26 protein-coding genes are annotated in these 26,709 nt (G+C 51.1%); 22 read left to right on the top strand and 4 right to left on the bottom strand.

The features are described from left to right. Nucleotides 1-76: 76 nt before the first annotated feature. The 15 genes from sdaAB to VF724_RS04065 all read left to right on the top strand — a co-directional run bounded on the left by sdaAB (nt 77) and on the right by VF724_RS04065 (nt 15,023). On the top strand, nt 77-742 hold the full coding sequence (sdaAB, locus tag VF724_RS03995) for an L-serine ammonia-lyase, iron-sulfur-dependent subunit beta (RefSeq protein WP_371752928.1): 666 nt from the start codon (nt 77-79) through the stop codon (nt 740-742). After that, nucleotides 743-1,648 carry an L-serine ammonia-lyase, iron-sulfur-dependent, subunit alpha gene (sdaAA, locus tag VF724_RS04000; protein ID WP_371752929.1) on the top strand — a complete coding sequence of 302 codons (906 nt, stop codon included), beginning with the start codon at nt 743-745 and terminating at the stop codon, nt 1,646-1,648. It begins immediately after the preceding gene. Continuing rightward, nucleotides 1,645-2,757: a mandelate racemase/muconate lactonizing enzyme family protein gene (locus tag VF724_RS04005; protein ID WP_371752930.1), complete on the top strand. Its 1,113-nt coding sequence runs from the start codon at nt 1,645-1,647 to the stop codon at nt 2,755-2,757. The genes sdaAA and VF724_RS04005 overlap by 4 nt, the downstream gene beginning before the upstream one ends. A 39-nt stretch (nt 2,758-2,796) precedes the next feature. After that, nucleotides 2,797-4,125 (top strand): ABC transporter substrate-binding protein, encoded by a 1,329-nt coding sequence (locus VF724_RS04010; protein ID WP_371752931.1) that lies wholly within the window; start codon nt 2,797-2,799, stop codon nt 4,123-4,125. Between the two features lie 527 nt (nt 4,126-4,652). Next, nucleotides 4,653-5,513 (top strand): branched-chain amino acid ABC transporter permease, encoded by an 861-nt coding sequence (locus tag VF724_RS04015; RefSeq protein WP_371752932.1) that lies wholly within the window; start codon nt 4,653-4,655, stop codon nt 5,511-5,513. A 55-nt stretch (nt 5,514-5,568) separates the two neighbouring features. Then, nucleotides 5,569-6,540: a branched-chain amino acid ABC transporter permease gene (locus VF724_RS04020; RefSeq protein WP_371752933.1), complete on the top strand. Its 972-nt coding sequence runs from the start codon at nt 5,569-5,571 to the stop codon at nt 6,538-6,540. Between the two features lie 5 nt (nt 6,541-6,545). Then, nucleotides 6,546-7,298 (top strand): ABC transporter ATP-binding protein, encoded by a 753-nt coding sequence (locus VF724_RS04025; RefSeq protein ID WP_371752934.1) that lies wholly within the window; start codon nt 6,546-6,548, stop codon nt 7,296-7,298. Further along, nucleotides 7,298-8,005 carry an ABC transporter ATP-binding protein gene (locus VF724_RS04030; protein ID WP_371752935.1) on the top strand — a complete coding sequence of 236 codons (708 nt, stop codon included), beginning with the start codon at nt 7,298-7,300 and terminating at the stop codon, nt 8,003-8,005. The genes VF724_RS04025 and VF724_RS04030 overlap by 1 nt, the downstream gene beginning before the upstream one ends. Nucleotides 8,006-8,039: 34 nt before the next feature. Continuing rightward, nucleotides 8,040-8,924: an FAD binding domain-containing protein gene (locus tag VF724_RS04035; RefSeq protein WP_371752936.1), complete on the top strand. Its 885-nt coding sequence runs from the start codon at nt 8,040-8,042 to the stop codon at nt 8,922-8,924. After that, complete coding sequence (locus VF724_RS04040; RefSeq protein WP_371752937.1) at nt 8,921-9,415, top strand: (2Fe-2S)-binding protein; 495 nt, start codon at nt 8,921-8,923, stop codon at nt 9,413-9,415. The genes VF724_RS04035 and VF724_RS04040 overlap by 4 nt, the downstream gene beginning before the upstream one ends. Then, nucleotides 9,412-11,802, top strand: coding sequence for a xanthine dehydrogenase family protein molybdopterin-binding subunit (locus VF724_RS04045; protein WP_371752938.1), 2,391 nt, complete (start codon nt 9,412-9,414; stop codon nt 11,800-11,802). The genes VF724_RS04040 and VF724_RS04045 overlap by 4 nt, the downstream gene beginning before the upstream one ends. Further along, on the top strand, nt 11,799-12,716 hold the full coding sequence (locus VF724_RS04050) for an NAD(P)-dependent oxidoreductase (RefSeq protein WP_371752939.1): 918 nt from the start codon (nt 11,799-11,801) through the stop codon (nt 12,714-12,716). Before VF724_RS04045 ends, VF724_RS04050 begins: the two co-directional genes overlap by 4 nt. 17 nt (nt 12,717-12,733) lie before the next feature. Further along, nucleotides 12,734-13,186: an SRPBCC family protein gene (locus VF724_RS04055; RefSeq protein WP_371752940.1), complete on the top strand. Its 453-nt coding sequence runs from the start codon at nt 12,734-12,736 to the stop codon at nt 13,184-13,186. Nucleotides 13,187-13,219: 33 nt separating this feature from the next. Beyond that, nucleotides 13,220-14,479 (top strand): MmgE/PrpD family protein, encoded by a 1,260-nt coding sequence (locus VF724_RS04060; protein WP_371752941.1) that lies wholly within the window; start codon nt 13,220-13,222, stop codon nt 14,477-14,479. A gap of 76 nt (nt 14,480-14,555) precedes the next feature. Continuing rightward, entirely contained in the window at nt 14,556-15,023 is a 468-nt protein-coding gene (locus tag VF724_RS04065; RefSeq protein WP_371752942.1) for a ferritin-like domain-containing protein, read from the top strand. 97 nt (nt 15,024-15,120) lie between these two features. Here the strand turns inward: VF724_RS04065 and VF724_RS04070 are convergent, their stop codons facing one another. The 3 genes from VF724_RS04070 to VF724_RS04080 form a co-directional block, all read right to left on the bottom strand. Then, nucleotides 15,121-16,470, bottom strand: coding sequence for an aspartate aminotransferase family protein (locus VF724_RS04070; RefSeq protein WP_371752943.1), 1,350 nt, complete (start codon nt 16,468-16,470; stop codon nt 15,121-15,123). Between the two features lie 470 nt (nt 16,471-16,940). Further along, nucleotides 16,941-18,743, bottom strand: coding sequence for a sigma-54-dependent Fis family transcriptional regulator (locus tag VF724_RS04075; RefSeq protein WP_371752944.1), 1,803 nt, complete (start codon nt 18,741-18,743; stop codon nt 16,941-16,943). Nucleotides 18,744-18,874: 131 nt separating this feature from the next. Next, on the bottom strand, nt 18,875-19,546 hold the full coding sequence (locus VF724_RS04080; RefSeq protein ID WP_371752945.1) for a peroxiredoxin: 672 nt from the start codon (nt 19,544-19,546) through the stop codon (nt 18,875-18,877). A gap of 205 nt (nt 19,547-19,751) precedes the next feature. Between VF724_RS04080 and VF724_RS04085 the strand changes: the two genes are divergently transcribed. The 4 genes from VF724_RS04085 (at nt 19,752) to VF724_RS04100 (ending at nt 23,302) form a co-directional block, all read left to right on the top strand. Continuing rightward, nucleotides 19,752-20,123 (top strand): hypothetical protein, encoded by a 372-nt coding sequence (locus tag VF724_RS04085; protein ID WP_371752946.1) that lies wholly within the window; start codon nt 19,752-19,754, stop codon nt 20,121-20,123. Between the two features lie 178 nt (nt 20,124-20,301). Next, entirely contained in the window at nt 20,302-21,066 is a 765-nt protein-coding gene (locus VF724_RS04090; RefSeq protein WP_371752947.1) for a transporter substrate-binding domain-containing protein, read from the top strand. A 133-nt stretch (nt 21,067-21,199) separates the two neighbouring features. Further along, nucleotides 21,200-22,486: an MFS transporter gene (locus VF724_RS04095; RefSeq protein WP_371752948.1), complete on the top strand. Its 1,287-nt coding sequence runs from the start codon at nt 21,200-21,202 to the stop codon at nt 22,484-22,486. Between the two features lie 48 nt (nt 22,487-22,534). Next, nucleotides 22,535-23,302, top strand: coding sequence for a DUF3050 domain-containing protein (locus VF724_RS04100; protein ID WP_371752949.1), 768 nt, complete (start codon nt 22,535-22,537; stop codon nt 23,300-23,302). A 114-nt stretch (nt 23,303-23,416) separates the two neighbouring features. Here VF724_RS04100 and VF724_RS04105 read toward each other — a convergent pair whose 3' ends face one another. Continuing rightward, nucleotides 23,417-23,653 (bottom strand): ferredoxin family protein, encoded by a 237-nt coding sequence (locus VF724_RS04105; RefSeq protein WP_371753051.1) that lies wholly within the window; start codon nt 23,651-23,653, stop codon nt 23,417-23,419. Nucleotides 23,654-23,877: 224 nt separating this feature from the next. Here VF724_RS04105 and VF724_RS04110 point away from each other — a divergent pair, with 224 nt between their 5' ends. The 3 genes from VF724_RS04110 to VF724_RS04120 all read left to right on the top strand — a co-directional run bounded on the left by VF724_RS04110 (nt 23,878) and on the right by VF724_RS04120 (nt 26,703). Continuing rightward, nucleotides 23,878-24,807: a DMT family transporter gene (locus tag VF724_RS04110; RefSeq protein ID WP_371752950.1), complete on the top strand. Its 930-nt coding sequence runs from the start codon at nt 23,878-23,880 to the stop codon at nt 24,805-24,807. A gap of 318 nt (nt 24,808-25,125) precedes the next feature. Further along, nucleotides 25,126-25,929 (top strand): ABC transporter permease, encoded by an 804-nt coding sequence (locus tag VF724_RS04115; RefSeq protein WP_371753052.1) that lies wholly within the window; start codon nt 25,126-25,128, stop codon nt 25,927-25,929. Further along, a complete protein-coding gene (locus VF724_RS04120; protein ID WP_371752951.1) occupies nt 25,930-26,703 on the top strand; it encodes an ABC transporter permease in 774 nt (257 codons plus the stop codon). Nucleotides 26,704-26,709: the final 6 nt, after the last annotated feature.

Genomic DNA, 26,709 nt, shown 5'->3' on the forward strand with positions numbered 1-26,709 from the left:
CCACATAATATCACGTGAGAGTATATAAGTTTAGTTATTTAAGGTCTATTAAGGGACATGGAGAGGTGCGTAAAACATGCGTTACCGCAGTATGTTTGATATTATCGGCCCGGCAATGATCGGTCCATCCAGCTCTCATACAGCAGGCGCAAATCGGATCGGCCAGTTGGCAAGACAGATATACGGTAAAACGCCTTCTCAAATCGGCATCACCTTTTACGGTTCCTTTGCGGAAACATACCAAGGACATGGGACAGATCGGGCGGTCATTGCGGGGCTTCTGGGAATGAAAACGGACGATGAACGGATCCGCAATGCGCTCGAAATCGCACGCGAACAAAATATTCAATTCAGCTTTCACCGGGGAAGTCTCGAGGGCATCCATCCGAACAGTGTCAGAATCGAGCTTGGGGATGCCGGCGAAAGCCTGAACGCAGTCGGCATTTCATTAGGCGGCGGCAGGATCGAATTGATTGAGCTGAATGATTATAATATCCGTTTATCCGGGGATTATCCGACACTTGTCCTGGAGCATGTGGATCAGGTGGGGGTGATCCGGGACTTGGCAAGGCTGTTGGCTGAACATGGAATCAACATATCGCATATGGAAGTGGACCGCAAACAGCGGGCGGGTCAAGCGATCGCAGTCATCGAAATGGATCAGATGATCGACGAGGAGCTGCTCCGGCAAATAGAAGAGACCAAGCCCATCTTCATGGTCAAACAATTGGAGGTCGTCTGAATGTTTTCGAATCTGCATCAATTGATAGGGCTTGCGAACGACAGACAGGTACCGATCTCCGAGATCATGATTGAAAGAGAAATCCATGAAACCGGCAAGCCGCGAAGTGAAATCTTCGATACCATGAGAAGTTATTTGAAAATAATGGGAGAGTCGGTAGCTCGCGGACAAACAACCAAATCTTTGTCCCCCAGCGGCTTGACGGGAGGTGATGCCAAAAGACTGGCGGATTATTACGAGTCCCGGAGAACCTTGCTGGGAAAGCCGGGGAATGTAGCGATCAGCATGGCGTTAGCCGTATCGGAAACCAATGCCTCAATGGGCCGGATTATTGCCACTCCTACGGCAGGCTCTGCGGGTATTCTGCCCGGCGTCCTTTTTTCGCTGAAGCAACGTTTCGGATGGGATGACGAGAAGCTGCTGTACGGGGTGTTCACCGCTTCGGCCATCGGCTTTGTCATCGCCAACAATGCGTCGATTTCCGGAGCCGGCGGCGGGTGCCAGGCTGAGGTCGGCTCCGCTACGGCAATGGCGGCCGGAGCTGCCGTCGAGCTTGCGGGCGGAACTCCCGACGAGGTCGGACACGCGGTAGGACTTGCGCTCAAAAACGTGCTGGGGCTCGTTTGCGATCCGATTGCCGGATTGGTGGAAATCCCCTGCATCGTTCGCAACGGGGTGCATGCCGTAATGGCGCTTGCTGCGGCGGATATGGCGCTTGCGGGCATCAAAAGCATCATACCGCCGGATGAAGTTGTGCATACTCTGAATTCCATCGGTAATTCTATGCCTAAAGAATGGAAGGAAACGGCATTGGGGGGACTGGCGGCTACTCCGACAGGTCAAAAAATCAAAGCCCAGCTAAAAAAAGATCCATACTCGGATAAGGGGGGAGAAAGAGAAACGTGAAAATAACCGAATTCTCATGCATTCGGGTAAACATACCTTATTTGAAGCCTTTCACGATTTCCGGAGGAGCCAATATGCAAGGGGAGCATGTCATTGTTGCCCTGGAAACCGACGAAGGCGTGGTTGGCTACGGCGAGTCTGCCCCCATGGTGACCTACTCCGGGGAAACGCAATCCGATTCCTACCATGCGATTGCCGAATATCTCGGCAAGGCCATCGCAGGCTTAAATCCTTTTGATTTGGAGAAAATCCACTATCAAATGGACAAGGCATTGCCGGAACATAATTTTGCGAAAGCGGCAATTGACCTGGCCCTGTACGATCTTATGGGGAAGAAATTAAAGCTTCCCGCTTATCAATTGCTGGGCGGGAAATTTCGCGATCGAATCGACATTGCCTGGGTTGTCGGGATGGGCTCCCTCGAGGAAATGATAGAAGAAGCCGTTCGCTTTACGGAGCAAGGCTTCAGGACGATCAAGCTGAAGATCGGCAATCAGCCTCGCGAAGACATTCAGATGGTCCGTGAAGTGAGACAAGCTGTCGGTCCGGATGTGAAAATCCGTGTGGACGCCAATCAAGGCTACGACGTTTCGACAGCGGTCCGAACGATTCGCCAACTGGAGCCCTTTGATATCGAAATGGTCGAGCAGCCCGTCAAGAAATGGGACATCTCAGGCATGGCGGAGGTCACCCGATCGGTGGACGTGCCGATTGAAGCGGATGAGTCTTTGTTTAATCTGCAAGATGCCGTCAACATTATCAAGCATCGTGCTGCAGATATTCTAAACATCAAGGTATTGAAGCCGGGAGGCTTGCTTCCATCGAAAAAAATTGCCGCGCTTTGTGAGGCGGAAGGCATTACATGCTTGGTCGGGAGTATGGTGGAATTCGGAATCGGCAATGCGGCAGGACTACATTTTGCCGCTTCAACTCCAAGTGTCAAGCATGCATGCGAAATGGTCGGTCCCAGTTTGTTCGCCTACGACATCGTAGAAGAGGATTATTCGTACAAGGCCTTTCAGGGAGGACAGATTGCCGTGCCGAATCAACCGGGCATGGGGGTTACACTCAAAGAGGAATATGTTCAACAGCTCCAAGCGGCGAAGTGAACATTCCTATATAAAAAACATTCTTGGAGGGGTTAACGAATGGCAAAATCCGCAAGAAAAACCGTTTTACTGCTGCTTGCACTTTCTTTATCGTTATTTGCCTTTGTCGGGTGTTCCGCAAAGCAAGACGGTAACCAGCAAGCTGCCGATCAACCGAAGGCCGATCAACCGAAGGCCGACCAACCGAAAGCAGACGACAACCGCACGATCAAAGTCGGATTTCCCGCACCTTTAAGCGGCACGCAGGCCGGCGTGGGAAGCGACATGGAAAAAGGAATTACGCTGGCCATGGAAGAGATCAATGCCGCAGGCGGAGTGCTCGGACATAAGCTGGAGCTTATCAAAGGGGATGTGGAAGGCCAAGAGCCCAGCACAGTTACGACTGTAGTCCGCAGATTGATCACGAAGGACAAAGTGGACATCATGGTAACCGGCTATGCCAATCCAAGCTTGGTTGAAATGGAATTGATGCAGCAAAATAAAATGCCGTATATCTTGTACGGATACGCCCAAGCCCAAGAAGCAGCCGTGCCTAAAAATCCAGAGAAGTATTCCTATATCCACAATGCTATTCCTTCTTATAAGAATTATCAAACCAAGTTCCCGGAAATTGTGGCACAGCTGGAGAAAGACGGGAAATTTAAGCCGGAGAACCACAAAGTGGCCGTCATTAAATCCCAGAACGCATATTCCCTTTACTGCGGAGACGGAATGAAGGATACGTTCAAACAATTGGGCTGGGATGTTGTAGTCGACGAAACCATTCCCTTCACCAGATTTACGGAATTTGAACCGATTCTGAACAAAATCAGAGAGCAAAAGCCGGCTGTCATTCTGTATACAGACCATACTGCAGCCAATGCGGCGACTTTCCTGACAAGCTTCCTGCAAAATCCTACACCGTCTCTGCTGTTCCTGCAGGCAACACCTTCTTATCCTGACTTCCAAAAAATCGTCAACGGAAAACAAGAGGGTGTCATTTGGGACTATGCGGCCTCGCTGCTGGGGGACAAAGCAAAAGAATTTAACGCGAAGTACGAAAAGAGATGGAATGAAAAGCCGAATCCATACGGCGGCTTTGTTTACGACGCCATGATGCTTGCGGCTGACGCCATGAAAAAATCGGGCGATCCGTTCAACAAGGAAGCCGTAAACAATATTTTGAACGGTGCGGACTATTCGTATCAAGGGGTTATCGGCACCTACAAATTTGACCCGCGCACCCATCTTGCTTTAAGCGGCGAAGGCGGAATCCCGTTCGTCACTTATCAGGAGGAAGGCGGTCAGCACGTCGTCATCGATCCGAGCGATCTGGCGACAGGTCAATTCAAGTTGCCGCCATGGTATGAAGCGGCATTGAAGAAGTAAGACGCTGAGAGTCTGTCCGATCAACAACGAGCTATTCTTATTCAACAATGGGTTATTCCGGAATAAGGGATGGCACTCCACCGCTGTTAAAACCAGGAATATATGAACTAGGAGTCTGTTCGACATATTGGTGTTGATTAATTTTATTCAAATAATTGGTTTTTCCGGGAAAGGGTTGGCACTCCACCGCTGTTGAAATTCAAGTTGTCTTGAATTGTCTCTTGTAGCAACAACTTGATTTCAAAGGCGGACGTAAACTTTCCGTGCTCAATCCCTTTCCCTCCATCACTGTATGAATAAATATTTACGAAAAACATCCGTCGGACAGACTTCTAAATTTTTCGGTTAATTCCCGTTTTTAAAGGAGTAAAAGTTTTCGCGGAAAACTGCTTCGGGAGCGTAAGCTTAAACTTTCCGTGCTCATCCCTTATCCCTCCATAACACCTTTCGAACCAATTTTTCCGGCATTATCGGACAGACTCATTATTTATTTCTGATTTGAAATAACTATTGAAGGAGAGGACAAGGTGGAAGCTCTTTTGTTCAGAGCCATTATACTTGGAGCCATTTATACATTGGCTTCCATCGGCTTAAGTTTGCAGTGGGGCGTTCTCAGAAATCTGAACTTCTCTCACGGAGCCAGTATCACGTTCGGTGCTTATATCATGTGGGCTGCCTTGAGTGCGGGGAATCTCAGTTATCCGTTGGCGTTCCTGATTATGCTTGTGTCCACCTTTTTATTGGGGGTGCTGATCGAATACGTCTCCATACGCCCCTTTTTCGGCAAGCAGGAGGTCAATATCTTTATTGGAACGGTGGCTTTATCCACGGTTCTTAGCCAATTGTACTTTTTGGTGTTCGGCGGACGCGAAAAAGTCTTGAAGACGGCAATTGAAGGCGATGTTCAGCTTGGTGCGATGCGGGCTTCCTACCATGAAATTTTCATCCTTCTGATTTCGATCGCCACGCTGATCGCCATGTGGTTGATTTTGACCAAAACCAGAACCGGCCTATCCATCCGGGCAGTCGCCCAGGATCAATTGGGATCCGTTCTTGTAGGAATCAATACCAAACGAGTTTACAGTATTACATTGGGCGTTGCGACGGCGTTAGCCGGCATTGCGGGCGTGCTTTTGGCCCCGATCTTGTTTGTTAGTCCCGATATGGGCGAGCTCCCCATGATCAAAGCGTTTGTTATCGTCATTCTGGGGGGGATCGGCAGCTTTCGGGGAACGGTCGTAGCCGCCTTTATCGTTGCTTTGGTCGAGGTGTTCGTGGGGGCATTCATCGGGGTACTGTGGGCGCCGCTTTCCTTGTTTGTGCTGATGGTGGTCATTCTGGTCCTCAAGCCGGAAGGATTATTCGGCGCAAGCGCAAGAAGAGCTTGAATAACGTGCAGGGGGAAATTATGCGGTACAGGAAAAAATGCAGGAGGCGTACGCAATGTCCTTACTATCATCATTAAAGCCGAAGTCAATCATATATGCTCTCATCTTTGTTTTGTTACTGCTGCTTCCGAAGTTTGTTACCGACGATTATATGCTTAATCTGATCATCATGACCTTTGTTTGGGGAATCGTCGCGACCAATTGGAATTTGACGTTGGGGTACGGTGGGATGTTCCATATTTCCCAGTTAACCCTGTTTGCCATCGGCGGTTATTCCTCAGCTCTCAGCATTGGGCAATTTGGCGTTTCTCCTTGGACCGGACTCGTCATTGGAGGGCTGATGTCCGCCATTGCCAGCTTGATTATCGGAATTCCTTCGCTCAGAGTCAAAGGCATTTATTTGATTTTGCTGACGTTTGCGTTTCATTTCGGAGTTAAAGAATTAGTTACGATTTTTGATGAATACACCGGGGGGAGCATGGGGCTGATGGTGCCCTCATTTTCTCTGGGCGACATGAGCTTTGGATCGATTCACTATTACTACTTTGTGTTCATTCTTCTATTGTTATCGCTCGCGGTTACCCGTGGTTTCACCAAATCCTACATCGGAAAAGCCCTTATGGCCATCAGAGACTCTGAGGTGCTGGCCACCAGTTCGGGAATCAATCCCTATAAATACAAAATGATCACCTTTGTAACCGCCGCGTTTATCACCGGCATCGCCGGTGCCTTTTACGCAGGATATTTAATGGTTATCGGACCGGAGATTTTCTCATTCTCCCTGATTGTCAACGGCTTGGGGATGATCGTCATCGGCGGGATGGGAACGTTGTTCGGGCCTTTGATCGGAAGCTTCTTTATCACCTATTTCATGGAGTTTTTCAGCGGGCTCGACGAGTTCAGGCCGGTCGTGATCGGGGCGGTGATCCTGCTGATGCTGATTTTCGTTCCCGATGGTCTTGTTCAAGCATTTCGCAAGGTTTCCGGCAGAATCATGAAAAAATACTTCATTGGCGGAAGAGGGTGAAAAGGGTGAAAACGAAAAAAGTGCTGCTTCAAGCGAAACAGGTTCACCGGTATTTCGGCAGCCTTGCGGCAGTGAACGATCTGAGCTTTGAGCTGTATGAAGGAGAGATTCTGGGTGTGGCCGGGCCGAACGGATCGGGTAAAACCACTTTGATGAATGTGATCACCCAAGTCATCCCCCCGAGCAAAGGGGAAATATGGTTCAATGATCAGCCGATTCACAACCTGAAAGCTTATGAAATATGCCATCTCGGAATTTCCCGGACCTTTCAGCATACGACCGTCTTCGATTCGCTTTCCATCGTGGACAACATGATCATCGGAGCGGTATTCGGTAAAAACAGAAAGTCGGATCAACCGAGCCGGGAGGCCGTAAGAGAGATTTTGCAATTTGTCGGATTGGACGCGGATGAGCATCTGTTGGCCGGTCAGCTGAAAGCCAACGATAAGAAGAAGCTGATGATCGCCATTGCCATAGCCACTAAGCCGAAACTGCTTATATTGGATGAGCCCTGCGCAGGATTGACGACGATTGAATCCAAAGAAATCATTCAATTGATTAAACAAATTAACCAACGGAACATTACGGTCATGCTGATCGAGCACAATATGCAGGTATTGATGAATATCTCCGACAGAGTCATGATCATCGATCATGGAACCAAGCTGAGCGAAGGGACCCCCGAGCAGATTTGGAATGATGAGCGGGTCATTGAGACATATTTGGGCAGAAAGAAGAAGAAGGGGGTTCATCTGTAATGCTGGAGGTCAAGCGCGTCAAAGTGCGCCTCGGTGAAACGGAGGTGCTGAGAGACATCTCCTTTCATGTCGAAACGGGAGAGCGCATCGGACTAATCGGTCCCAACGGCCATGGGAAAACGACAGCCATGAAAACCATCTCCGGAATTTTCAAAGCGATGGGAGGCGAAATTCTCTTTGAAGGGCAGAATATTCTCGGCAGAAATCCGAGAGAAATCGTTGAACTCGGCATCATCCACGTCCCTGAGGGCGGCCATTTATTTTCGGACATGACGGTTTACGAGAATCTTCTTATGGGAGCCTATCCTGCGAGGGCCAAAGCGGATAAGAAGAAAAATCTTGAGCTGGTCTATCATATTTTTCCGAAGCTGAAGCTGCTGAGCAAAAATAAAAGCAACGGGCTCAGCGGAGGCGAGCGGAGAATGCTGGCGGTCGGAAGAGGGCTGATGTCTTCCCCGCGCCTCTTGATGCTGGACGAACCGACGCTGGGCGTTTCACCGATTCTTGTTGAGGAAATGGGAGAAAAGCTGCACGAAATCGGTCAAATGGGAACGAGCATCATTCTGGCTGATGAAAACATGGATCTGATTTCGGGCTTTGCGGAAAGGGTATACTTTATCGAAAACGGTCAAATTAAGGTCGAGGGACCGACCGATGAAGTTTTGGAAAATGAGTACGTGAAGAAAACCTATTTGGGTATTGAATAGGCAGACGTCCTATGCCGTTTGGAGGAATGTTGTTATGAAACCAGCCCGTTTTTCGTATTCGCGTCCGGAACAATTGAAGGAATTGTTCGAACTGCTGGACCGGCATGCGGACAGCGCCAAGATTATTGCCGGCGGACAAAGCCTGGTTCCGATGATGAACATGCGCCTGGCGAGACCGGAAGTTTTGATTGACATCAACCGTCTGACGGATTTGAGCTATATCGTCCGCAAAGAGGAGCGAATTGAAATCGGAGCGCTTACCCGACAGTCGGATATTGAAGGCTCTGAGCTTCTTAAAGAAGCTTGCCCGATCCTTCCGTTTGCCGTCGGCAAAATCGGACATTATGCGATTCGGCAAAGAGGCACCATCGGCGGGAGCGTCGTGCATGCCGACCCTTCGGCGGAATTGCCGGTAATCGCCTCCTTATTGGATGCGAACATTCATATCGCTTCTTCGGAAGGGGAACGTACGGTTCCGGCTGAAGAGTTTTTTGTCACCATTTATACGACGGATTTATTGCCTATGGAAGTTGTGACCTCCATCGATTTTCCAGTATTGGAAGCAGGAGAAGGATGGGCGTACCGTGATTTTACCCGGCGGGCCGGGGACTATGCCATCGTTTCCGTCGGAGCGACGATGAAATTGGATGAGCAAGGACAAGTGAATCGAATGAGATTGGCATTGGGCGGGGTCCAGGACATTCCCCATAATGTGAAATCCTTATTGGACCCTTATCTGGATGCTGTTCCCGATAAAGAATGGATGCATTACCTGGTTGAAGAAATCACATCAGAGTTGGATGCCAACAGCGATATTCACGCCTCATCGGAGGATCGAATCGAGCTTTTGAAAGTTTTGATTCCGGCGGCTGTAGACGATGCGCTCCAACGTGCGAAGGGAGGAGAACCGGTCAAATGAACAGGGTCGGCATTCTTTTGCGTGTAAACGGTCAAAGCTATGAAGCGTTCGTTGAACCGAGGAAGCTGTTGTCGGACGTGCTTCGCGAAGACCTTGGACTGACGGGAACGCACGTCGGATGCGAGCATGGGGTTTGCGGGGCATGCACTGTGCTGGTCAACGGACATCCGATGCGTTCCTGCCTGATGTTTGCGGTTCAGCTGGAAGGCGCGGAAATTACGACGATTGAAGCGATTGCTGCGGATGGAAAATACAGCGCCCTGCAGCAAGCCTTTCACGAAGAGCACGGATTGCAGTGCGGCTTTTGCACGCCCGGCATCATCCTTACATTCGAAGCTTACCTGAAACAAAATCCGTCGCCGACGGAAGAACAGATCCGTGATGTATTATCCGGAAATCTATGCAGATGCACCGGATACCAGAACATTGTAAAAGCAATCATGAAAGCGGCCGGAACCGGCGCGCAAAGCGATGGCGAGGTGAAAAAATGAGCGATCCAACCAAACTCAAGACCAAACAGCAGCAAGGCTTCTCGGTAATCGGCCGGTCTGTTCCGCGCAAGGAGGATTATCGCCTGCTGACCGGAACGGCTCAATTTATGGATGATCTGCAAATTCCCCGCGCGCTGCACGCCTGCTTTGTCCGCAGTCCTCATGCGCATGCCAGGATTTTGTCGATCGATACGGACAAAGCGAAGTCTTATCCCGGGGTCGTTGCGGTGTTCACCGGTCAGGATTTGCTGCAATGGGTGAGTCCCGCGCGAATGGCTCCTCCGATTGAAGGATTGCTGCCGATGGAGATGAATGTGCTTCCCGTGGACAAAGTGCGCTTTGACGGGGATCCTGTTGTCTGTGTTGTCGCAGCCGACCGATATATTGCCGAGGATGCCGCGGAATTGGTGGAAATCGAATACGAGGTTCTGCCTGCGGTTACCGACATGTTCAAGGGAATGGAGGAAGGGGCGCCGCTGGTGGATGATGCCCTCCATACCAACCTGGTATCCCGTCAAACCTACGAGCACGGCGATGTAATGAGCCGGTTTGCCGAGGCCGATCAGATCGTGGAAGCGACGTTCTCCCAGCACCGGCAAACCCATGTGCCGATGGAGACCCGGGGATGCGCGGCGGTATGGGATGAAGGACGGCAGTATCTGACCTTCTACATCGGCACGCAGGTACCGCATCCCATGCGGACAACTTTGGCCGGGCGATTGGGTCTGAAGGAAACGCAGGTCAATGTCGTTTGTCCCGATATCGGAGGCGCATTTGGCCAGAAAATCGCCCTTTACCGGGAAGAATTAACGGTGGCCGCTTTGGCGCGGCACTTGAAACGTCCGGTGCGCTGGCAGGAAGATCGGATGGAGAATCTGCTGGCTGCCAGCCATGCCCGCGAGGATTATGTAAAAACCCGCACGGCCGTCACCAACGACGGCAAAATCCTGGCCATGGAAGCGGAGCTGTTCAGCGATTTCGGCGCCTACTCTTTTTTTCCGGCCAATTATATGCTGCGGGTAGTCGCCATGCTGCTACCGGGCATGTATAAAATCCAGGATTACGCTTACGAGATGAAGGTCGTGCTCACCAATAAATGTCCTGCAGGGCCTTATCGCTCGCCGATGGCGGTAACCAGTTGGGTTACCGAAGGAACCATCGATGCGATCGCCCGGCAGTTGAAGCTCGATCCGGTTCACGTTCGCAAAATCAACATGCTTCAGCCGGAGGATCTGCCCTACCGCACCGCTACGGATGAGCTGTATGAGGATATCACCCCCTCCGAGACGTTGGATATGGCGCTGAAGCACTATGATTATGAAGCTTTCCGCAAGCAGCAGAAGGAAGCTTGGGAACAGGGCCGTTACCGCGGCTTGGGCATCTGTGCGGTGGTGGAATCGACAACGTACGGATCCGAATTCTACAGGAAGGCGGGAATCCCCGGAACCGGCCATGAGGCCGCCTGGGTGCGCATAGAACCGACAGGTGTGATCAATGCATCGGCTGGTGTGATGGGATCCGGCCAAGGCTACGAAACAACGCTTGCGCAGGCGGTTGCCGAGGGATTGGGAGTCAAGCCTGAGGATGTATCGATTCACTTGGGAGATACGCTGTTGGCCCCGTACGGAATGGGCAGCCGGGGCAGCCGGGGCGCGGTTGCCGGAGCCGGCACGCTATATTTGGCGGCGCAGGAGGCGCAGCGAAAAGTGCTGCGGATCGCGGCAAAGCTCTTGGGGCTGAAGGATCCGGACCGGTTGAAGCTGCAGGAAGGCAATGTATACAGACTCATCGATGAGGAATGGGTGCAAACCGATCTGACGATCGTCGACATTTCCAAAACCGCTTATCTTAACCCATTGATCCTGCCAGAAGGGATGGATCCGGGGATCGAGGTTCATAAAACGTTTGATCCGCCTCCAATGACCTATTCGAATGCCGTTCATTTGTGCGAGGTTGAGGTGGATGTGAGCACCGGCGCGATCGACATCGGCCGTTATCTGGTGGTTGAGGATGCCGGCCGCTTGATCAATCCCCGGATTGTGGAGGGGCAAGTGATGGGAGCGACGGTTTTGGGCATCGGCGGAGTTTTGTTCGAGGAAGTCATTTATGATGAGAACGGACAGAATCTGACCGGAACGTTAATGGACTATATGCTGCCTACGGCATGCGAGGCTCCGAATATTGAAATTGTTCATTACGACACCCCGAACCATCGCACGCCTGCGGGATTGAAGGGAATGAGCGAGGGGGGCGTCATGGGAGCGATCGGCGCGGTTTGCAATGCCGTCAGCGATGCTTTGAGTCCTTACGGCATTGTCATTGAGAAGCAGCCGCTGACCCCGAGTCATATCCGCTCGTTATTGAGAGCCAAGGAGGAACAGCAGTGAGCAAGGGGAAAATCGGATTTATCGGATTGGGAAACATGGGCGAGCCGATGGTCAGGGTATTGCTGCAAGCCGGATATGAAGTGAGTGTCGTGCCTCACCGGCGAAAAGAACCGGCTGAGCGCCTGGCGGCAGAAGGTGCGCTGATTGTAGGCAATCCGAAGGAAGCGGCACAGGGCAGCGGCTTTGTGATTACGATGGTGCCGAATCTTCCGCAGATCGAGGAGGTTGTGTTCGGAGATGAAGGCATCGTTCACGGAGCGGAGCCGGGGTTGATCCTGCTCAACATGAGCACGGTTTCCCCGTCCGGCATCACTGAGCTTGCCGCCCGTATGGAGCCGTATGGCATGAAGATTTGCGACGCTCCCGTCAGCGGAGGACCGATGCGTGCCGCGAACGGAACTTTGTCGATCATGGCCGGTACCGATGCGGAAGTGTTTGAACAGACCAGAGAAGTGCTGGAGACATTGGGTGAAAACATCTTTTATACCGGAAAGCTCGGAACGGGTCAGGTTGCCAAGCTTTGCAACAACATGATCGGAGCGACATTGATGGCAATCAATTCGGAAGTTTTGACCGTGGGTGTGAAAGCAGGCGTGAATGCGGAGGTTCTTCGCGAGATCATTCTGAAATCGACGGGCGGCAACTTCCAGCTGGAGCATTGGATGCCCCGGAATGTGATGGTCAATGAATATGAAGCCGGTTTTGCGCTGAAGCTCATGTACAAGGACATCGGGCTGGCCAGGGAGCTGGCCAAAGAGAATCAGAGTCCCTTGTTGATCGGAAATCTGGTGCATGAATTGTACGGATTGTTTATGAATTCGGACTTGAAGGATAAAGATTTCTCGGTGGTCAGCACTTTTTTCCAGGATGCGGCGAACATTACGATTTCGGACGGCAAACCGCGGTCCGGTTAAAGAAAGGAACGATACGGATGAAGGTGGACGGATCAAAATCAATCGATGCGAAGGTCGATTTGGTGTGGGAATCGCTGATTAATCCGGAAGTGCTCAAGCAGTCGATTCCGGGATGCAAATCGTTGGACAAAGTCGATGAGGATACTTACACATTTGAAATTGAATTGAAGGTTGCCGCCATTGTCGGCAAATATTCGGGCGAAATCAAGGTTGTCGATCCGCAGCCCCCGCATCAATACGGATTGAAAATTGAAGGCTCCGGAGCGCTGGGCCATATGCAGGCAATGGTCCGCATTGAGCTTCGGGAGCAAGCGGACGGCGGGACAGAGATGTTTTATGACGGTGAGGCCGAGGTCGGGGGCAAAGTGGCAAAGGTGGGACAAAGAGTCTTGTCAAGTGTGGCGAAACTGGTGACGAATCAATTTTTCGGCAGCTTTGCCAAACAGATCAAATTGCACACATCTTCATGAGGGATCGGGCGCAATTAATAAAGGAGCGTAATTATGCGGTTGGAAGAAGCCATTTTACAAATTATCGAACAGACCCGCTTTGATGCGTTGACCGAAAGCGAAATCGACAGAATTCAAACGCTGCTTATGCATGATGCGGCGATGGGTTCGGCGGCCGGCGGACACCCGCTGGTCCTAAGTTTGATTGAAGACGCGGACGGTTTGCTTGGCGACAATGGATATACGTTGTTGGGGAATACCCAAAAATGCTTGTCTAACGATCTGGCCGTTCAGTACAATGCGATGGCCGTTACCGTATCCATTCGCGAGGATTTCGTTGCCGGAACCCATCCGGGAGCCATTCTGTTCCCTTTGCTCATCGCGGAATCGGAAAGAAAAACCTATGCATTCGATAGACGGATTGAATCGGCAGCCCTGGGATTGAGGCTGGCCCGGCTGTTAAATTCGCGGCTTGGGAAGGCGTTGGCCGACAAAGGCTTTAGAGCGACAACGGTCATTGGTTCAATAGCCGGAGCGGGAGCGTTGGCCTGGTTAAAGGAGCAATCGGCCGAATATGTACTGAAAGCCATGTCGGCGGCGGCATCGGCAGCCTCCGGACTCGCTTATCCGTTTCAGGAAGGGAGCGAGGAATGGCTGGTCCAAGTGCCCATCGCCGCTCAGATTGCAAATATCGCCAGCCGCAATATGAAGTCTTTAACATACAGCCATGATCAGTTTTTAAGCGGAACTTATTCGCTGGGGTCGTTTCTCCAAATGGAATTTGATCCGGACATGAAGCTTGATCTTGCCCAAGAGACGGATCTGTTGAAAATCGGGGTCAAGCGCCATCCGGTCAACAGCTTTGTGCAGCCCGTCATCGAAGCATTGCTGAGTATGATAGAAACAGCGGTGCAGGAGATTATCAAAGTTACGGTGAAAGTGCCCGTCAGCTATCCGAAGAATGCTTATTTGACGCATACCGGTCCGTTTGAAAGGCCGAATTTGTCGCTGTTAAGCATACCGGTCAGCTCCGCGATCGCGATCGCGCGGGGAGGAATTTCGTACGAAGACTTTCAGGCGGCCAATGATCCGGAAATTTTGGAGTTGGCTAAAAGATTTGAGATCATCTACGACTCGGAATTAACCTCCTATGATGTCCGGGTAACCATGCATTTGCAGAATGGAGAGCAGTCTGCGCACGTGGAAACCGCTCAATTTTATCCATCGCTGGAGGATGAGCTCAAGTGGATTCAAGATCAGCACAGGCATGTGTTGCCCTGGATCGATAAGCTTTCGAAAGCTTGGATGGAATAAAATGAAAACGGATAGAAGCACCTTTACTGGGCGATAGGCATATCATATATCGAATCAAGTAAAGGAGGCATCACCCATGATGAATTACCCCGCTGTGGGAGCGGAATATATGCATGCAGCAGGCTACGCTCATCCGGCGAAGAGCTCGCTGGTTGCTGATTTGGAGAAAGCGATCAACGGGGAGCACGAGGCGATCCTCACCTACGAGAAATTGGCTCAACTGGCCCCTAATGAAGACTTCCGCAGGATCATTACGGGAATCCGCAACGATGAGATTCAGCACATTCGTCATTTTGCGGACATCTATTCCCGCTTGACGGGAGGACGTCAGCCCTATCTCGCTCCCGTCACTTTGCCCACTTCTTTCAGGGCCGGTGTGGAGGAATCGTTTCGCGACGAACTGGAGGACTCGAAATTTTACCGGGATGTCTCGGCTGCAACCGGCGATCTATATGCCCAGAAAGCCTTGATGCTCGCTTCCCATGATGAACAGCGCCACGCGTCATGGTTTTTGTATATGCTCCATAAACTGGCCGGAAGATGAGCGTAGGTCCAAAAAGGGGCTGTTCCAAAGTTGATAAACACGGACACTGCGCGGCAAAACCGCGCGGCGCAGTGTCCGGACCGTGTGAACGAATGCATTATTCGCTCAGCAGCAATTCCACGCTTTCTCGGAAAACCTTGGTGTGGTAATCGATATCCGCTTCGCTTGTCTCCGATGAAATCAAGGCCATATTGTGGAATGGAGTCATCAGGATGCCGCGGTTCAGTGCGGCAAGGTGCATGAAGCGATCCAGCTCGTGATCGACTGCTGCCGCCGCTTCACCGCCGTTGCGCGGCGGGGTGTCGCGGAACCAGTATTCGGTCCGGCAGCCGAGACGCTTGACGATCCACGGCAATTTCTTTTCGGCAATGACCTTTTCGACTCCAGCGGCAAAGCGCTCGCCCAGGGCGATGTTGCGCTCATACGATGCCTCTGTCAGCACGTTTTCCAGCGTTGCCCGCATGGCAGCCATCGACAGGGCGTTTCCGGCCAACGTTCCGCCGATTCCGCCTACGTCCGCTCCTTCCAACTCGATCGTTCCGCGCAGGCGCGCAGCGACCTCTTCGCTGAAACCGTAAACTGCTGTCGGAATTCCGCTGCCAATCGCCTTGCCTGCGGTCAACATGTCCGGCTTCAAACCGTGTGCTCCCGTGTATCCGCCTGGTCCGGCGCTCATCGTATGCGTCTCATCGTAAATCAGCAAGGTGCCGGTGCGCTTGGTAATTTCCCGCAGTGCATCGAGGAAGCCGGGGTCTGGATGGATGATGCCGATGTTGGTCATCACAGGCTCTGCCAGGACGCAAGCGACATCGCCAGGCGCCAGCGCTTTTTCCAGCGCTTCGATATCGTTGAATTCGACGACCTTTGTCGTCTTGACCGGATCGATTTGCGGTCCGATGTTGCCTTCGCGGCAATGGGCGACGCCATCCGTCAACGTGATGAACGACTCATCGACAGTGCCGTGGTAGCAGTAGTTAAACACAAGCACGTATTTGCGCTTTGCGATGTGCCGGGCGAGACGAAGGGCGAAGCGATTGGCATCCGTAGCCGAAATCGCCACTTGCCAATATGGCAGGCCGAAGCGACGGGACAGTTCTTCGCCCACCCATACCGCGTCTTCGGTAGGCAGCATAAACGTAACGCCGCTCTCGACTCGTTTGGCAATCGCTCCGACAGACCCCTGCGGCGCATGCCCGGTCATCGATCCGGTATCGCCCAGACAGAAGTCGATGTAGCGATGTCCGTCAACATCCGTAAAGTAGGCGCCTTTTCCTTCCTTCACAAAAAGCGGAAAACCGCCGGCCCACTTCACCATCCAATTCATCGGAACGCCGTCGATCAGACTGGCTTTGGCTCGTTCAAACAATGCTTTGGAGCGGGGATGTTCCGCCTCAAACCGGGTAAGCTCCTCTTCTAATAAATGCTGCAGCCGCTTGCGATTGATCATTACTATTACCACCTCGTTCACTGGATTGTTCGGTTCACACCCCTTATTAAAGCAATAACCGTGCCTACCGCGGAACAAGGAAAAAACCGGATGTAGATTGCTGTCGTCCATCTTGGAAGGTTTCAATAGAGGTTTTCTCAAAATAATAGAATTAATAAAAGACATTTCTGCTTGAATAGGAGATTGGTAAGCCTAAACAAAGCATTTCCGCAGGAAAATGAATGTGGCGGAAACGAACAAATTGAAATTGATGCAAAATTGCAGGAATTCTATGAAGGGAATATAATTTCAATTGGATGCGATCCAAGGACGCCGTCAGGCGTTTTCTCACCGGCTGGTTTGTCAAGAATGACAAATCAAACAAGGAAGAAGCCAAGAAAAGGGGTGAAGCAAGAGAGGAACGCGTTTTCGCAAAGTCGCTCATGTCCCTTGTTGGTATATTTGACAAATAATTTGTCAAAGTTGACAAATTAACGCTGACCTTTTTTGTCGATATTCAGCTCCCTGATTCTCCGATACAGGGTCGATTCGCTGATGCCGAGCAGGTGTGCCGCTTTGGTCTTGCCTTCGACCGAATAGCCTGTCCGATTCAGGCAATTTTCGATCAATCCTTTTTCTACCGCATCAAGCTGTTTTTTCAACGTCAACGGCGCTCCTTCGGTCATTTGCGCTTCCTGAATGCGGCGCAAGCGGATCGGGACGCTCTGCATTGTAATGACTTGGCTGTTTTCGATGTTGACGGCATACTCGACGACGTTTTCCAGCTCGCGAATGTTTCCCGGCCAGTGATAGCTTGTGAGCAAGTCCAGCGTTGCATCGTCAAACCAGGTGATCTGCTTGTCGAACATCTGCACATATTTGCGGAGCGCGTATTCCAGGAGAATCGGGATATCCTCGCGCCGTTCACGCAGCGGCGGGATGTGGATGGGAATGACGTTCAGCCGAAAGTACAAATCTTCGCGAAACTCGCCATCCTGAATCATCCGCTCGAGATTGCGATTCGTCGCCGCAATGACGCGGACATCCACGGGAAAAACTGTTGTGCCGCCGACTCGCTCAATCTCCCGCGATTGCAGCACATGCAGCAGCTTGACTTGCAGATGCAGCGGCAAATCGCCGATTTCGTCGAGAAAGATGGTCCCGCCGTTGGCCAGCTCGAACTTTCCTGCCTTTCCAGTCTTCCTCGCGCCGGTAAAAGCTCCCGATTCGTAGCCAAACAGCTCGCTCTCCAGGAGCGAATCGGGAATGGCCCCGCAGTTTACCGCGATAAACGGACGATTTTTGCGCGGGCTGGCAGAGTGGATGCTGCGGGCGAACAAGCCTTTTCCCGTCCCGCTTTCTCCGGTAATCAGGACCGTCGAATTGCTCTGGGAGATTTTTTCGCCCTGGTCCACCACCTCGCGAATACTCTTGCTTTTCCCGATGATTTCGAGAAAGGAAGCGTCCTCCCGTTTCTCCGTCATGTCGTAGACCATGCGCCGCACATCGGCCATATCGCGAAACGAGACGACTGCGCCAAATGCTGCCCGGCCGTTTCCCGTCCCGGCTTTTTCATCCCCGTGCAAAATCGGGCAAATCGTCGTGAAAACATGCATCGGCTTTCCGGTGTGGTTGCGGTAGATTTCTTCACGGTCGCGGCATTCCACCCCGCTTTCGATCACGTCCATTACCGGGGAGTCGGGCCAGAATGAGACAAGTTTTTTTCCGATCAATTCCGTTCGCGGTTTTCCAATCAGCTTCTCCGCCATTTGGTTGCTGGAGGTAATCGTGCCATCGCGGTCGACAGCGATAATTCCGTCACGGATCGTCTCGACGATGATCGTCAGCTCCGTGGCGATTTTCTTTTCTGAGACTTTGCTTGCCAGGAGAAAGGCCATTCGCTTGAGAAAGAGCAGCAAATTCTCCTTGTTTTGCAAAAGCAAATCCCGCTGCTGTTCATTGAAGGCAACCAAGCCGATCAAACCGATGACTTGCCGATCTAAAAAAATCGGGCAGCAGACTTCGGCCAGCTCGCTTTCCCGCGCGTCGTATACGGGATCGTTGCGGGCGTCTTCAATAATATATGCCTTCCCTGTCCGCAAGACCAGGCTGTACGTATAACCCGATTCAATGTCGCCTTCTTCCTCCTGCTGACCGATTTTTTCTTTATACCTGCCCGTTCCGGCGACAATCGTCAATGTATCGTCTATAATCTCCACCTCGATTGCCAATGCGGCTGTGATTGCTTCCGCAATTTCTTGGGATACATGATGTAACGCAGACAATCTGGACAAAAGTGAGCACCTCCGTTTGCAGTTTGAGGTTTCCCCTTGACAAGGCTTGCAAGTCATCCCTTTGCAAGTTCAATTCGCGGGTGTTGGGCTAAGAATACAAAAAGCCCGCAAACCAGTCAAGTATACTAACGTTAACGGTCATTTTTGTAGCAAAACCACCAGTCAAGACAGCTCCACTGCCCGGCTTTGGCCTTTTCCAACCGCTCTATGGCCGAATGAACGGATTCGGGCGGGGGAAGGATGACGCCGCTGCCGATGATTTCATTATCGGGCCAGTTCGCCGGAGTGGCCACATTATACTGTGAAGCGGTCTGTAGGGCATGCACCGCCCTCAGGATTTCGTGGATGTTTCGGCCGACCTCAGCCGGGTAAAGCAGAATTAATCGGATAATTCCCTTATCATCGACGATAAAAACCGCGCGTACCGTGCGGGTTCCGGCTCCAGGGTGAATCATCCCGAGTTTGTTGGCCGTAACGCCCAAAGGGTCCGCAATGATGGGAAAGCTGATATCCACCCGTAAATTCGCCTTGATCCACTCCAGCCACTTGATATGGGAAAACACTTGATCGACCGATAATCCGATCAGCTCCACATTCATCTGTTGGAAATTCCCGATAAACCTTTGGAAGGATACGAACTCCGTGGTGCAGACCGGGGTGAAGTCGCCGGGATGGCTGAACAGGATGAACCATTTGCCTTTGAACGCATGGGGAAGCGACAATTTTCCGGCAGTAGTGTCTACCGTGATTTCCGGGAAAGGATCGCCAATGGTCGGGAAACGGGTTTCAGTGGAAAGCGACATGAAATTTCCTCCTCGAAAGAAGTGCTGTTTACCAAAGATTATTCCGGAATCTGGGCATTTGACACCCTTTTAGGAAGAAAAACTTCTATCAAGTGAAGAACTAAAAGCTGCAAAATCTAATGAAATAACAGAATTACCCGTTAGATCGTCACACCCGCTGGGCAAATGTCATAAGGTATAGAGTGAGAAACGGAGGTGTAACACAATGCCGGAAAATTCGAATGAGGATCGGCAGATGCAGCAGCCGCCCCAACAGCTGCAGCCGCCGCAACAGCCGCCGCAGATCATATACAAGGCGAACCCGTCCATCGTGGAGCATTTGAAAAGGCTGAGAGATGAGGCTTACAGCGTTTGCGAGAAGCACATCCACAAATATGTTCAAATCCAAACCATGGACGGCCATGTGATTCAAGGCGTAATTGTCAGCGTGGATCATAAGCATGTCTATTTAAGCGTTCCGACTTCCCTAATGTCTTCCCGTCAATTTTTCTATAATCCGTTTTACTACTCCACCGTCATACCCTTGGTATTGTTTGATCTGCTGGCCATTTCACTCCTGCGTCCTTGGTTCATTTGACTCAAGCATTGAATCAAGCCAACTTCAAATCAAGTTCTGAGAAGCAAGTGCCCTTCGGCGGGGCGCTTGTTTTTTTCGCGGACAAAAACGCTTCGGCCAAAGGCAAGGGTTGACTTGAATAGCAAAGGCTGGAGTGAGGAAAAATATCTCATGTCCAAAATGCTAAAGGGGGATTTACATGAAGGCCAGGAGGAACATCTGGATCTTGATTTCGTTAATCGGCATGCTAGCGCTGACCGCCTGCACGGGGAATAAAACGATGATCGTCGGGGTGGAAAGCAATTTCAAGCCGTTTACATACGTGGAGGAAGGATCCTATAAAGGCTTTGAAATCGATTTGTGGAATGCCATTGCACGCGAAGCGGGATTTAAGAAATACAAATTTGAAGCGATGGATTTCGGTGAATTGATCGAAGCGGTCAAGACAGGTAAAGCGGACGTGGGTCTTGCAGGCATGACCATCAATCAGGCGCGCAAAAACGAACTGGAATTTTCAATGCCATATTATGATACGGGGCTGGTGCTGCTGACTTCAGCGAGCAATAAGCAAATCCACAGCACCCATGATCTCAAGGACAAAACCGTTGGAACCAAATTGGCGACGACGGGCTATCAATTTTCCAGCGAGCTGCAGGGCCTCAAATCGGTTAAAGGATATCCCGAAATTTCCCAAGCCTTTGAGGATCTCATGAACAACAAAGTGGATGCCGTCATCTTTGACGAACAGCCTTCCAGGAACTTTGTCCGTACGGCAGGCAAAGGCAAGGTGAAAATTCTCGGAGGGACTTTGACCAAAGAAAACTATGGCATGTTTACGAAAAAAAGGGGCAAGAACATCGGCCGAATCGACCAGGCGATCGAAGCGGTTTCCCAAAATGGAACCTATGAGAAAATCTACAGGAAATGGTTCGGGAAAAAACCGGATAAACTGCCGGGCTCTTAAAACCCCGATCCCGGCCAAACTGAAAATGTATCAATCCTTGTGCAGGAAAATATCCTTTTAGAAAGCAGCGGGTTTTTGTATAATCAAGACAGTATGCCGGATCCGGCAGGATAGCTGAAAGGGGGAACGGTTGATGAGTCCGGTAAAGCCGATGCAGGGGATGTTGCCGGAGCCGATGGCAAAATCGGAAAAGATCGCTTTCAGCAGATGGTTGGCTTTGTTCTGGATTGCGGTCTCCGTGTTGTTTTCCTTGAGTTTGTGGTTCAGCGCCTCGGTCGTGTTGGAGGAAATCGAAAAAGCTTGGAATGCGGGCAAAGGTTATGGACCTTGGATTACCGCTGCCGTCCAGTTGGGCTTTATTAGCGGATCTTTGATCAGCTCCCTGACGGCGCTGCCCGACCGGATGAATCCAAGGCGGTTGTTTGCTCTGTCGTCGCTCTTGGGGGCGGCCTTTAACGGTTGGATTCTTGTGGCGCATCATGCGGAAGCGGGACTGCTGCTGCGTTTTCTGACGGGGGTGTCGTTGGCCGGAGTGTACCCGGTGGGCGTGAAATTGCTGTCGCAGTGGTTTCCGAGGAAGCGGGGCTTGGGCATAGGCGTGCTGATCGCCGCGCTGACGCTTGGCTCCGCGCTGCCTCATTTTGTTGCCGCGTACGCTTTGGCGTTCAACTGGAAGTGGATTATCGCAGCAAGCTCGATACTGGCAGTGGCTGCTGCCGCCTTCATGCAATGGGTGCTTCCCGATGTGCCGAAGGCGGCCGGGAAGCAAGCGCGGTTATCGTTCGGCAAGCTGCGCGAGATTTTGGCGAATCGTCCGATCATGCTGGCCAATTACGGATACTTCGGCCATATGTGGGAGTTGTACGCCGTGTGGACATGGCTCCCGATGTTTTTGAAGGCGTCCTTTGCAAGTCTGCCGAATACAGCATTTCATCAGTCTGCGGGTGAATGGTACTCCTTCTTGATTATTGGCGTGGCCGGGGCCTTCGGATGCATTGCCGGGGGGCTGCTGGCCGACAAAATCGGCAGGGCCAGGCTGTCCGGCGGAGCGATGGCCGTCAGCGCATTATGCTCCATTACCATCGGGTTTACCTATGGTCAGGCGGTTTGGATCACGCTTCTTATCGCGTTGGTTTGGGGAATCGCCGTGATCGCCGATTCGGCGCAATTTTCCGCAGCCGTCACCGAGTATTCCAATCCCGAGTATGTGGGCACCGCTTTAACCTTCCAAATGGCCGTAGGCTTTTTCATTTCGGTCTTTTCGATTAATCTGATTCCTTTTTTGCAATCCTGGATAGGCTGGCAGTGGGTATTTGCGGTTCTGGCGATCGGGCCTGCGCTTGGCGTGATCTCGATGGGATATTTGCGGAAGGTGGAGGTCGGAACGCCATCTCGACAGGGGCAAGCACTGTCATCATAATTTGCCGATGATGACGAACGAACTTATAGAAGGGGACGGTTTGACAAAATGGATCAGCAAACGTTCAGTCGGCTGAAGCGGTTGAGAGAGGAGCTGTTGGAGCATCCGGTGTACACGATTGTGAATACGCCGGAGCGGGTGAAATATTTCATGCAGCATCATGTGTTTGCGGTATGGGATTTTATGAGCTTGTTGAAAAAGCTGCAGAATGTGATCACCTGTGTGACCGTGCCTTGGGTACCGGGACCTGATGCCAATTATGCCAGATTCATCAACGAAATTGTGCTGGGGGAAGAAACGGACGAAGACGGAGAAGGCCATTACATCAGCCATTATGAGCTGTATTTGAATGCGATGGGCGAGGTGGGGGCCGATGTCTCCCCGATTCGCACGTATGTGGAGCGGGTCGCGCAGGGAGAGAATCCCTTTCGGGCCTTGGAGGACGGACGGATCCCCGATCCGGCCGCAGATTTCGTCAGAAGCAGCCTGCAATTTGTATTCGAGGGAAAGCCGCATGAGGTGGCGGCTGCCTTTTTCTTCGGACGGGAAGAGATCATTCCGGATATGTTTCAGGTGCTGGTGGACGAATTGCAGAACAGCGGGATTGAAACCCGTTGGCTGGACTATTATCTTCGCCGCCATATCGAGCTGGATGAGAACGAACACGGCCCGCTGGCCGAGAAGCTCTTGTATTTCCTGTGCGGCAGCAGTGAGGACGCATTAAGGGAAGCGGAGGAAGCCGCGCAAAGAGCGCTTCAGGCCAGAATCAGGCTGTGGGACGGCGTGGTTGAAGGGATTCGCGAACAGGGCATCTGACTTCCCGCAAAAGACTTCGAAGCATGTTTTCAGACTGTCGAGTTTCTCGACAGTCTGATCCTCCAACACGATCAAAAGAACGGGAACGATCCAAGGACGCGTCAGGCGTCTTTTTTATTTTTGGAAAAATTCCCGGTTCTTATCGATGAAATCCAGTTCCTCATCCGGCACGAAGCTTTCGTGGTAAATCGCCGCTACCGGGCAAGCCGATTCGCAAGCTCCGCATTCGATGCAGGTATCCGGGTCTATGTAGTATTGATCCTCGCCTTCCTTGATGCAATCCACGGGACAAACGTCAACGCATTCCGCAGCCTTTTCGCCAATGCAAGGGGATGTAATCACATCCAAAATTATGCTTCGATGAAGAAGATTCAAACCTGCATAATTAATCCATCATTGTATAACGGGAACGTATCGGATAAGTGCGTGCGTCAACCCGGCAATCCGCAGTGCAGCGGCGTTACAGCATGTTTTCGCAGTTTGGCACGATTTTTGCTTCGCTTCACCTTATCGCTGTAAGTGAAAGCGAAATCAATGAGGGCATCGCGAGCCCTAAGTCCGAGAGAGGTTCCATCATGAAAAAATCGCTGTTCGCCGATTTAATTTTGTTCTGCATTGCCGTTTCGTGGGGATATACCTTTGTCTTGACCAAAGATTTGGTCGAAGAAATCACGCCGCTTTATTTTATCGGCTCCCGCTTTTTGATTGCATCGCTGCTGCTGCTCTTGTTTGCATGGCGGCTCCTGCGCCGGCTGACGAGGTTCGATATGCTGTCGGGTGCCGTGGCCGGATTGGCCTTGGCAGCGGCCTTTAATCTGCAAACCTTCGGCATTCGGCTGACGACGCCCGGAAAGGCCGGACTGTTTACCGGCACGGCAGTACTCTGGACTCCCTTCCTTTATTTCCTGTGGAGCCGAAAGCCACTGCGCGCCGATACGATCATCAGCGCTTTGATTGTTTTTGCCGGGCTGGCGTTGTTTTCATGGAAGGATTCCTTCGATTTCATCGGATTAAATGCCGGAGATTTGTTGACTCTCGGCGGGGCTTTGTTTTTTGCCGTCCACATCATGGTGGTCGACCGTTATCACCGAAACAGCAAATCGGAGCTGCCTGTGTCGATTTTTGTCATGATGCAGCTGTTTGTCGTAGGGATCGTCACGCTAAGCTTTGCCGCTCCCTTGGAGCCCCTCCCGTCCGCTCTTTCCCCATACGGTTGGTTTGCCTACGGATTTGATTTGCTGTTCGGCACATTATTGGCCTATATGGGTCAAATCTATGCGCAGAAATACGCCCATCCGGCGCATGCCGGGATTATTATCACCTTTGATTCGTTCTTTGCGTATCTTTTTTCGTGGTGGCTGTGGGGAGAAAACCTCACCGTTCGCATGTGGGCCGGAATCTTCATGTTTGTCTTGGGCTTGCTGGTTGCGGAGGCGGGGCCCTATATCGGATTTCCGATGCGGGCAAAGCGGAAATCGTCGAAGCATGGAAGCGACTTGGCATAATTATTGCTTTATTGCAAATCAAGAAAGAAATCGAACCGAAACTATTCATATTTGCATAGTATTTCACAATATAATTCAGAAAAGAGGAGCGGACTGCCAGGAAAATCCATAGTAAACCATGATTTTTTATATTACAATCAATTCTAATAAATTATTTTATTGAAAAATTTCAATTTATTCAAAAATGGGTAATTATTCATTTCTGCATAGAATCTAAAATCATACATCAAGGAGTGGTCGTGTTTGGAAGGCAATGAATCGAAGAAAAGATGGCAGAGCTTTGCGCCGATCTGGACGCTGTCCCCTGCGACGGTCTGGATGCTTGTCTTTTTGTTTGTTCCGCTGGTGTTGGTGCTGTTCGTCAGTTTTATGTCAAGAGGCGTGTACGGCGGCATCGATTACACGTTTACTTTGGATAATTACAAGCGCTTTTTTGATTCGCTGTATTTTATGATGTTTTTGGAATCGATTCTGGTCGCTTTCATAACAACGTTTGCCTGCGTGATTTTCGGGTATCCATTTGCCTACCTGATTGCCCGCTCGCCAGTGAAATACCGGACGATCTTGATGTTTTTGGTCATTATCCCTTTCTGGACGAATTCATTGATCCGCACTTATTCATGGATCGTTCTGCTGCGCACGGAGGGAGTGATCAACTCGCTGTTTCTGCATTATCATTGGATATCGCAGCCGCTGAACCTTTTATACAACAATGGCGCGGTATTGATCGGACTCATCTACACGTTGTTCCCGTTTATGGTCCTGCCCTTGTATGCTTCCATTGAAAAGCTGGATATATCGCTGCTGGAGGCCGCCAGTGATTTGGGAGCCAAAGGATGGCAGACGTTTATTAAGGTAACGCTGCCTTTGACCATGCCCGGGGTAGTGGCCGGCTCCATATTGGTGTTTATTCCGACAATGGGCCTGTTCTTCATACCCGATTTGTTGGGGGGAGCCAAGACGATGATGATCGGAAACCTGATCAAAAATCAATTTTTGACGGCGAGAGACTGGCCGTTTGGTTCAGCCCTTTCGATCATCCTCATTGTCGCCACGATGTTGATGATTGCAGGGTATTTCAAATTCTCCGGCGGGAAAAAAGAAGATTTGGAGTTGATATAGATGACGCTTTCAAAACTGGCCGCGAGGACCTATGGAGCTTTAATCTATGGGTTTTTGTATCTTCCGATATTGATTCTCGTAATTTTCTCGTTCAATGACTCCAAATTGAATGCGGTATGGACCGGGTTTACCTTCAAATGGTACGGATCGCTGTGGCAGAATGCCAACGTTCTGCATGCGGCCAAAATAACGCTGATCGTTGCATTTGCTTCAACCCTGCTGTCGGTTATCTTCGGCATTCTGGTGGCGGTGGGCATGTACCGGTACAAATTCAAAGGCAAATCGGTTTTGGACGGTATGCTTAATGTCCCGCTGGTTCTCCCGGAAATTGTAATGGGGATTTCCCTTCTGGCTTTTTTCTCCATGATGAAACTGCCATTGGGGATTGCGACGCTGATTATCGCGCACGTTACATTCAGCATTCCTTACGTTATTGTGGTCATTCGCGCGCGCTTGCAGGGTTTTGACAAATCCGTCGAAGAAGCGGCGATGGACTTGGGGGCGAATGAATGGAAAACCTTCCGGCTGATCACCCTGCCGATCATTCAACCCGCTATCATAGCAAGCGCCTTGCTTGCGTTTACGATTTCCATTGATGATGTGATCGTCAGTTTCTTTGTCGCCGGTCCCGGGAGCACGACGCTGCCGCTGCAAATTTTCTCGATGGTGCGTTTCGGAGTGACGCCGGAGATCAACGCATTATCGACGATCATGCTGGCGGCTACCTTGTTTGTCGTCATCCTAAGCGAGCTTCTTCAGAAAAAACAAACGTAAAAAAGG

The sequence above is a fragment of the Ferviditalea candida genome (assembly GCF_035282765.1).
GTDB classification, from domain to species: Bacteria; Bacillota; Bacilli; order Paenibacillales; family KCTC-25726; genus Ferviditalea; species Ferviditalea candida.

What these genes read in the sequence shown, in the direction of transcription:
- sdaAB (WP_371752928.1), top strand. Translation starts at nt 77, where the DNA reads ATGCGTTACCGCAGTATGTTTGATATTATCGGCCCGGCAATGATCGGT.
- sdaAA (WP_371752929.1), top strand. Translation starts at nt 743, where the DNA reads ATGTTTTCGAATCTGCATCAATTGATAGGGCTTGCGAACGACAGACAG.
- VF724_RS04010 (WP_371752931.1), top strand. Translation starts at nt 2,797, where the DNA reads ATGGCAAAATCCGCAAGAAAAACCGTTTTACTGCTGCTTGCACTTTCT.
- VF724_RS04020 (WP_371752933.1), top strand. Translation starts at nt 5,569, where the DNA reads ATGTCCTTACTATCATCATTAAAGCCGAAGTCAATCATATATGCTCTC.
- VF724_RS04030 (WP_371752935.1), top strand. Translation starts at nt 7,298, where the DNA reads ATGCTGGAGGTCAAGCGCGTCAAAGTGCGCCTCGGTGAAACGGAGGTG.
- VF724_RS04035 (WP_371752936.1), top strand. Translation starts at nt 8,040, where the DNA reads ATGAAACCAGCCCGTTTTTCGTATTCGCGTCCGGAACAATTGAAGGAA.
- VF724_RS04040 (WP_371752937.1), top strand. Translation starts at nt 8,921, where the DNA reads ATGAACAGGGTCGGCATTCTTTTGCGTGTAAACGGTCAAAGCTATGAA.
- VF724_RS04045 (WP_371752938.1), top strand. Translation starts at nt 9,412, where the DNA reads ATGAGCGATCCAACCAAACTCAAGACCAAACAGCAGCAAGGCTTCTCG.
- VF724_RS04055 (WP_371752940.1), top strand. Translation starts at nt 12,734, where the DNA reads ATGAAGGTGGACGGATCAAAATCAATCGATGCGAAGGTCGATTTGGTG.
- VF724_RS04060 (WP_371752941.1), top strand. Translation starts at nt 13,220, where the DNA reads ATGCGGTTGGAAGAAGCCATTTTACAAATTATCGAACAGACCCGCTTT.
- VF724_RS04065 (WP_371752942.1), top strand. Translation starts at nt 14,556, where the DNA reads ATGATGAATTACCCCGCTGTGGGAGCGGAATATATGCATGCAGCAGGC.
- VF724_RS04070 (WP_371752943.1), bottom strand. Translation starts at nt 16,470, where the DNA reads ATGATCAATCGCAAGCGGCTGCAGCATTTATTAGAAGAGGAGCTTACC.
- VF724_RS04080 (WP_371752945.1), bottom strand. Translation starts at nt 19,546, where the DNA reads ATGTCGCTTTCCACTGAAACCCGTTTCCCGACCATTGGCGATCCTTTC.
- VF724_RS04085 (WP_371752946.1), top strand. Translation starts at nt 19,752, where the DNA reads ATGCCGGAAAATTCGAATGAGGATCGGCAGATGCAGCAGCCGCCCCAA.
- VF724_RS04090 (WP_371752947.1), top strand. Translation starts at nt 20,302, where the DNA reads ATGAAGGCCAGGAGGAACATCTGGATCTTGATTTCGTTAATCGGCATG.
- VF724_RS04095 (WP_371752948.1), top strand. Translation starts at nt 21,200, where the DNA reads ATGAGTCCGGTAAAGCCGATGCAGGGGATGTTGCCGGAGCCGATGGCA.
- VF724_RS04100 (WP_371752949.1), top strand. Translation starts at nt 22,535, where the DNA reads ATGGATCAGCAAACGTTCAGTCGGCTGAAGCGGTTGAGAGAGGAGCTG.
- VF724_RS04110 (WP_371752950.1), top strand. Translation starts at nt 23,878, where the DNA reads ATGAAAAAATCGCTGTTCGCCGATTTAATTTTGTTCTGCATTGCCGTT.
- VF724_RS04115 (WP_371753052.1), top strand. Translation starts at nt 25,126, where the DNA reads ATGCTTGTCTTTTTGTTTGTTCCGCTGGTGTTGGTGCTGTTCGTCAGT.
- VF724_RS04120 (WP_371752951.1), top strand. Translation starts at nt 25,930, where the DNA reads ATGACGCTTTCAAAACTGGCCGCGAGGACCTATGGAGCTTTAATCTAT.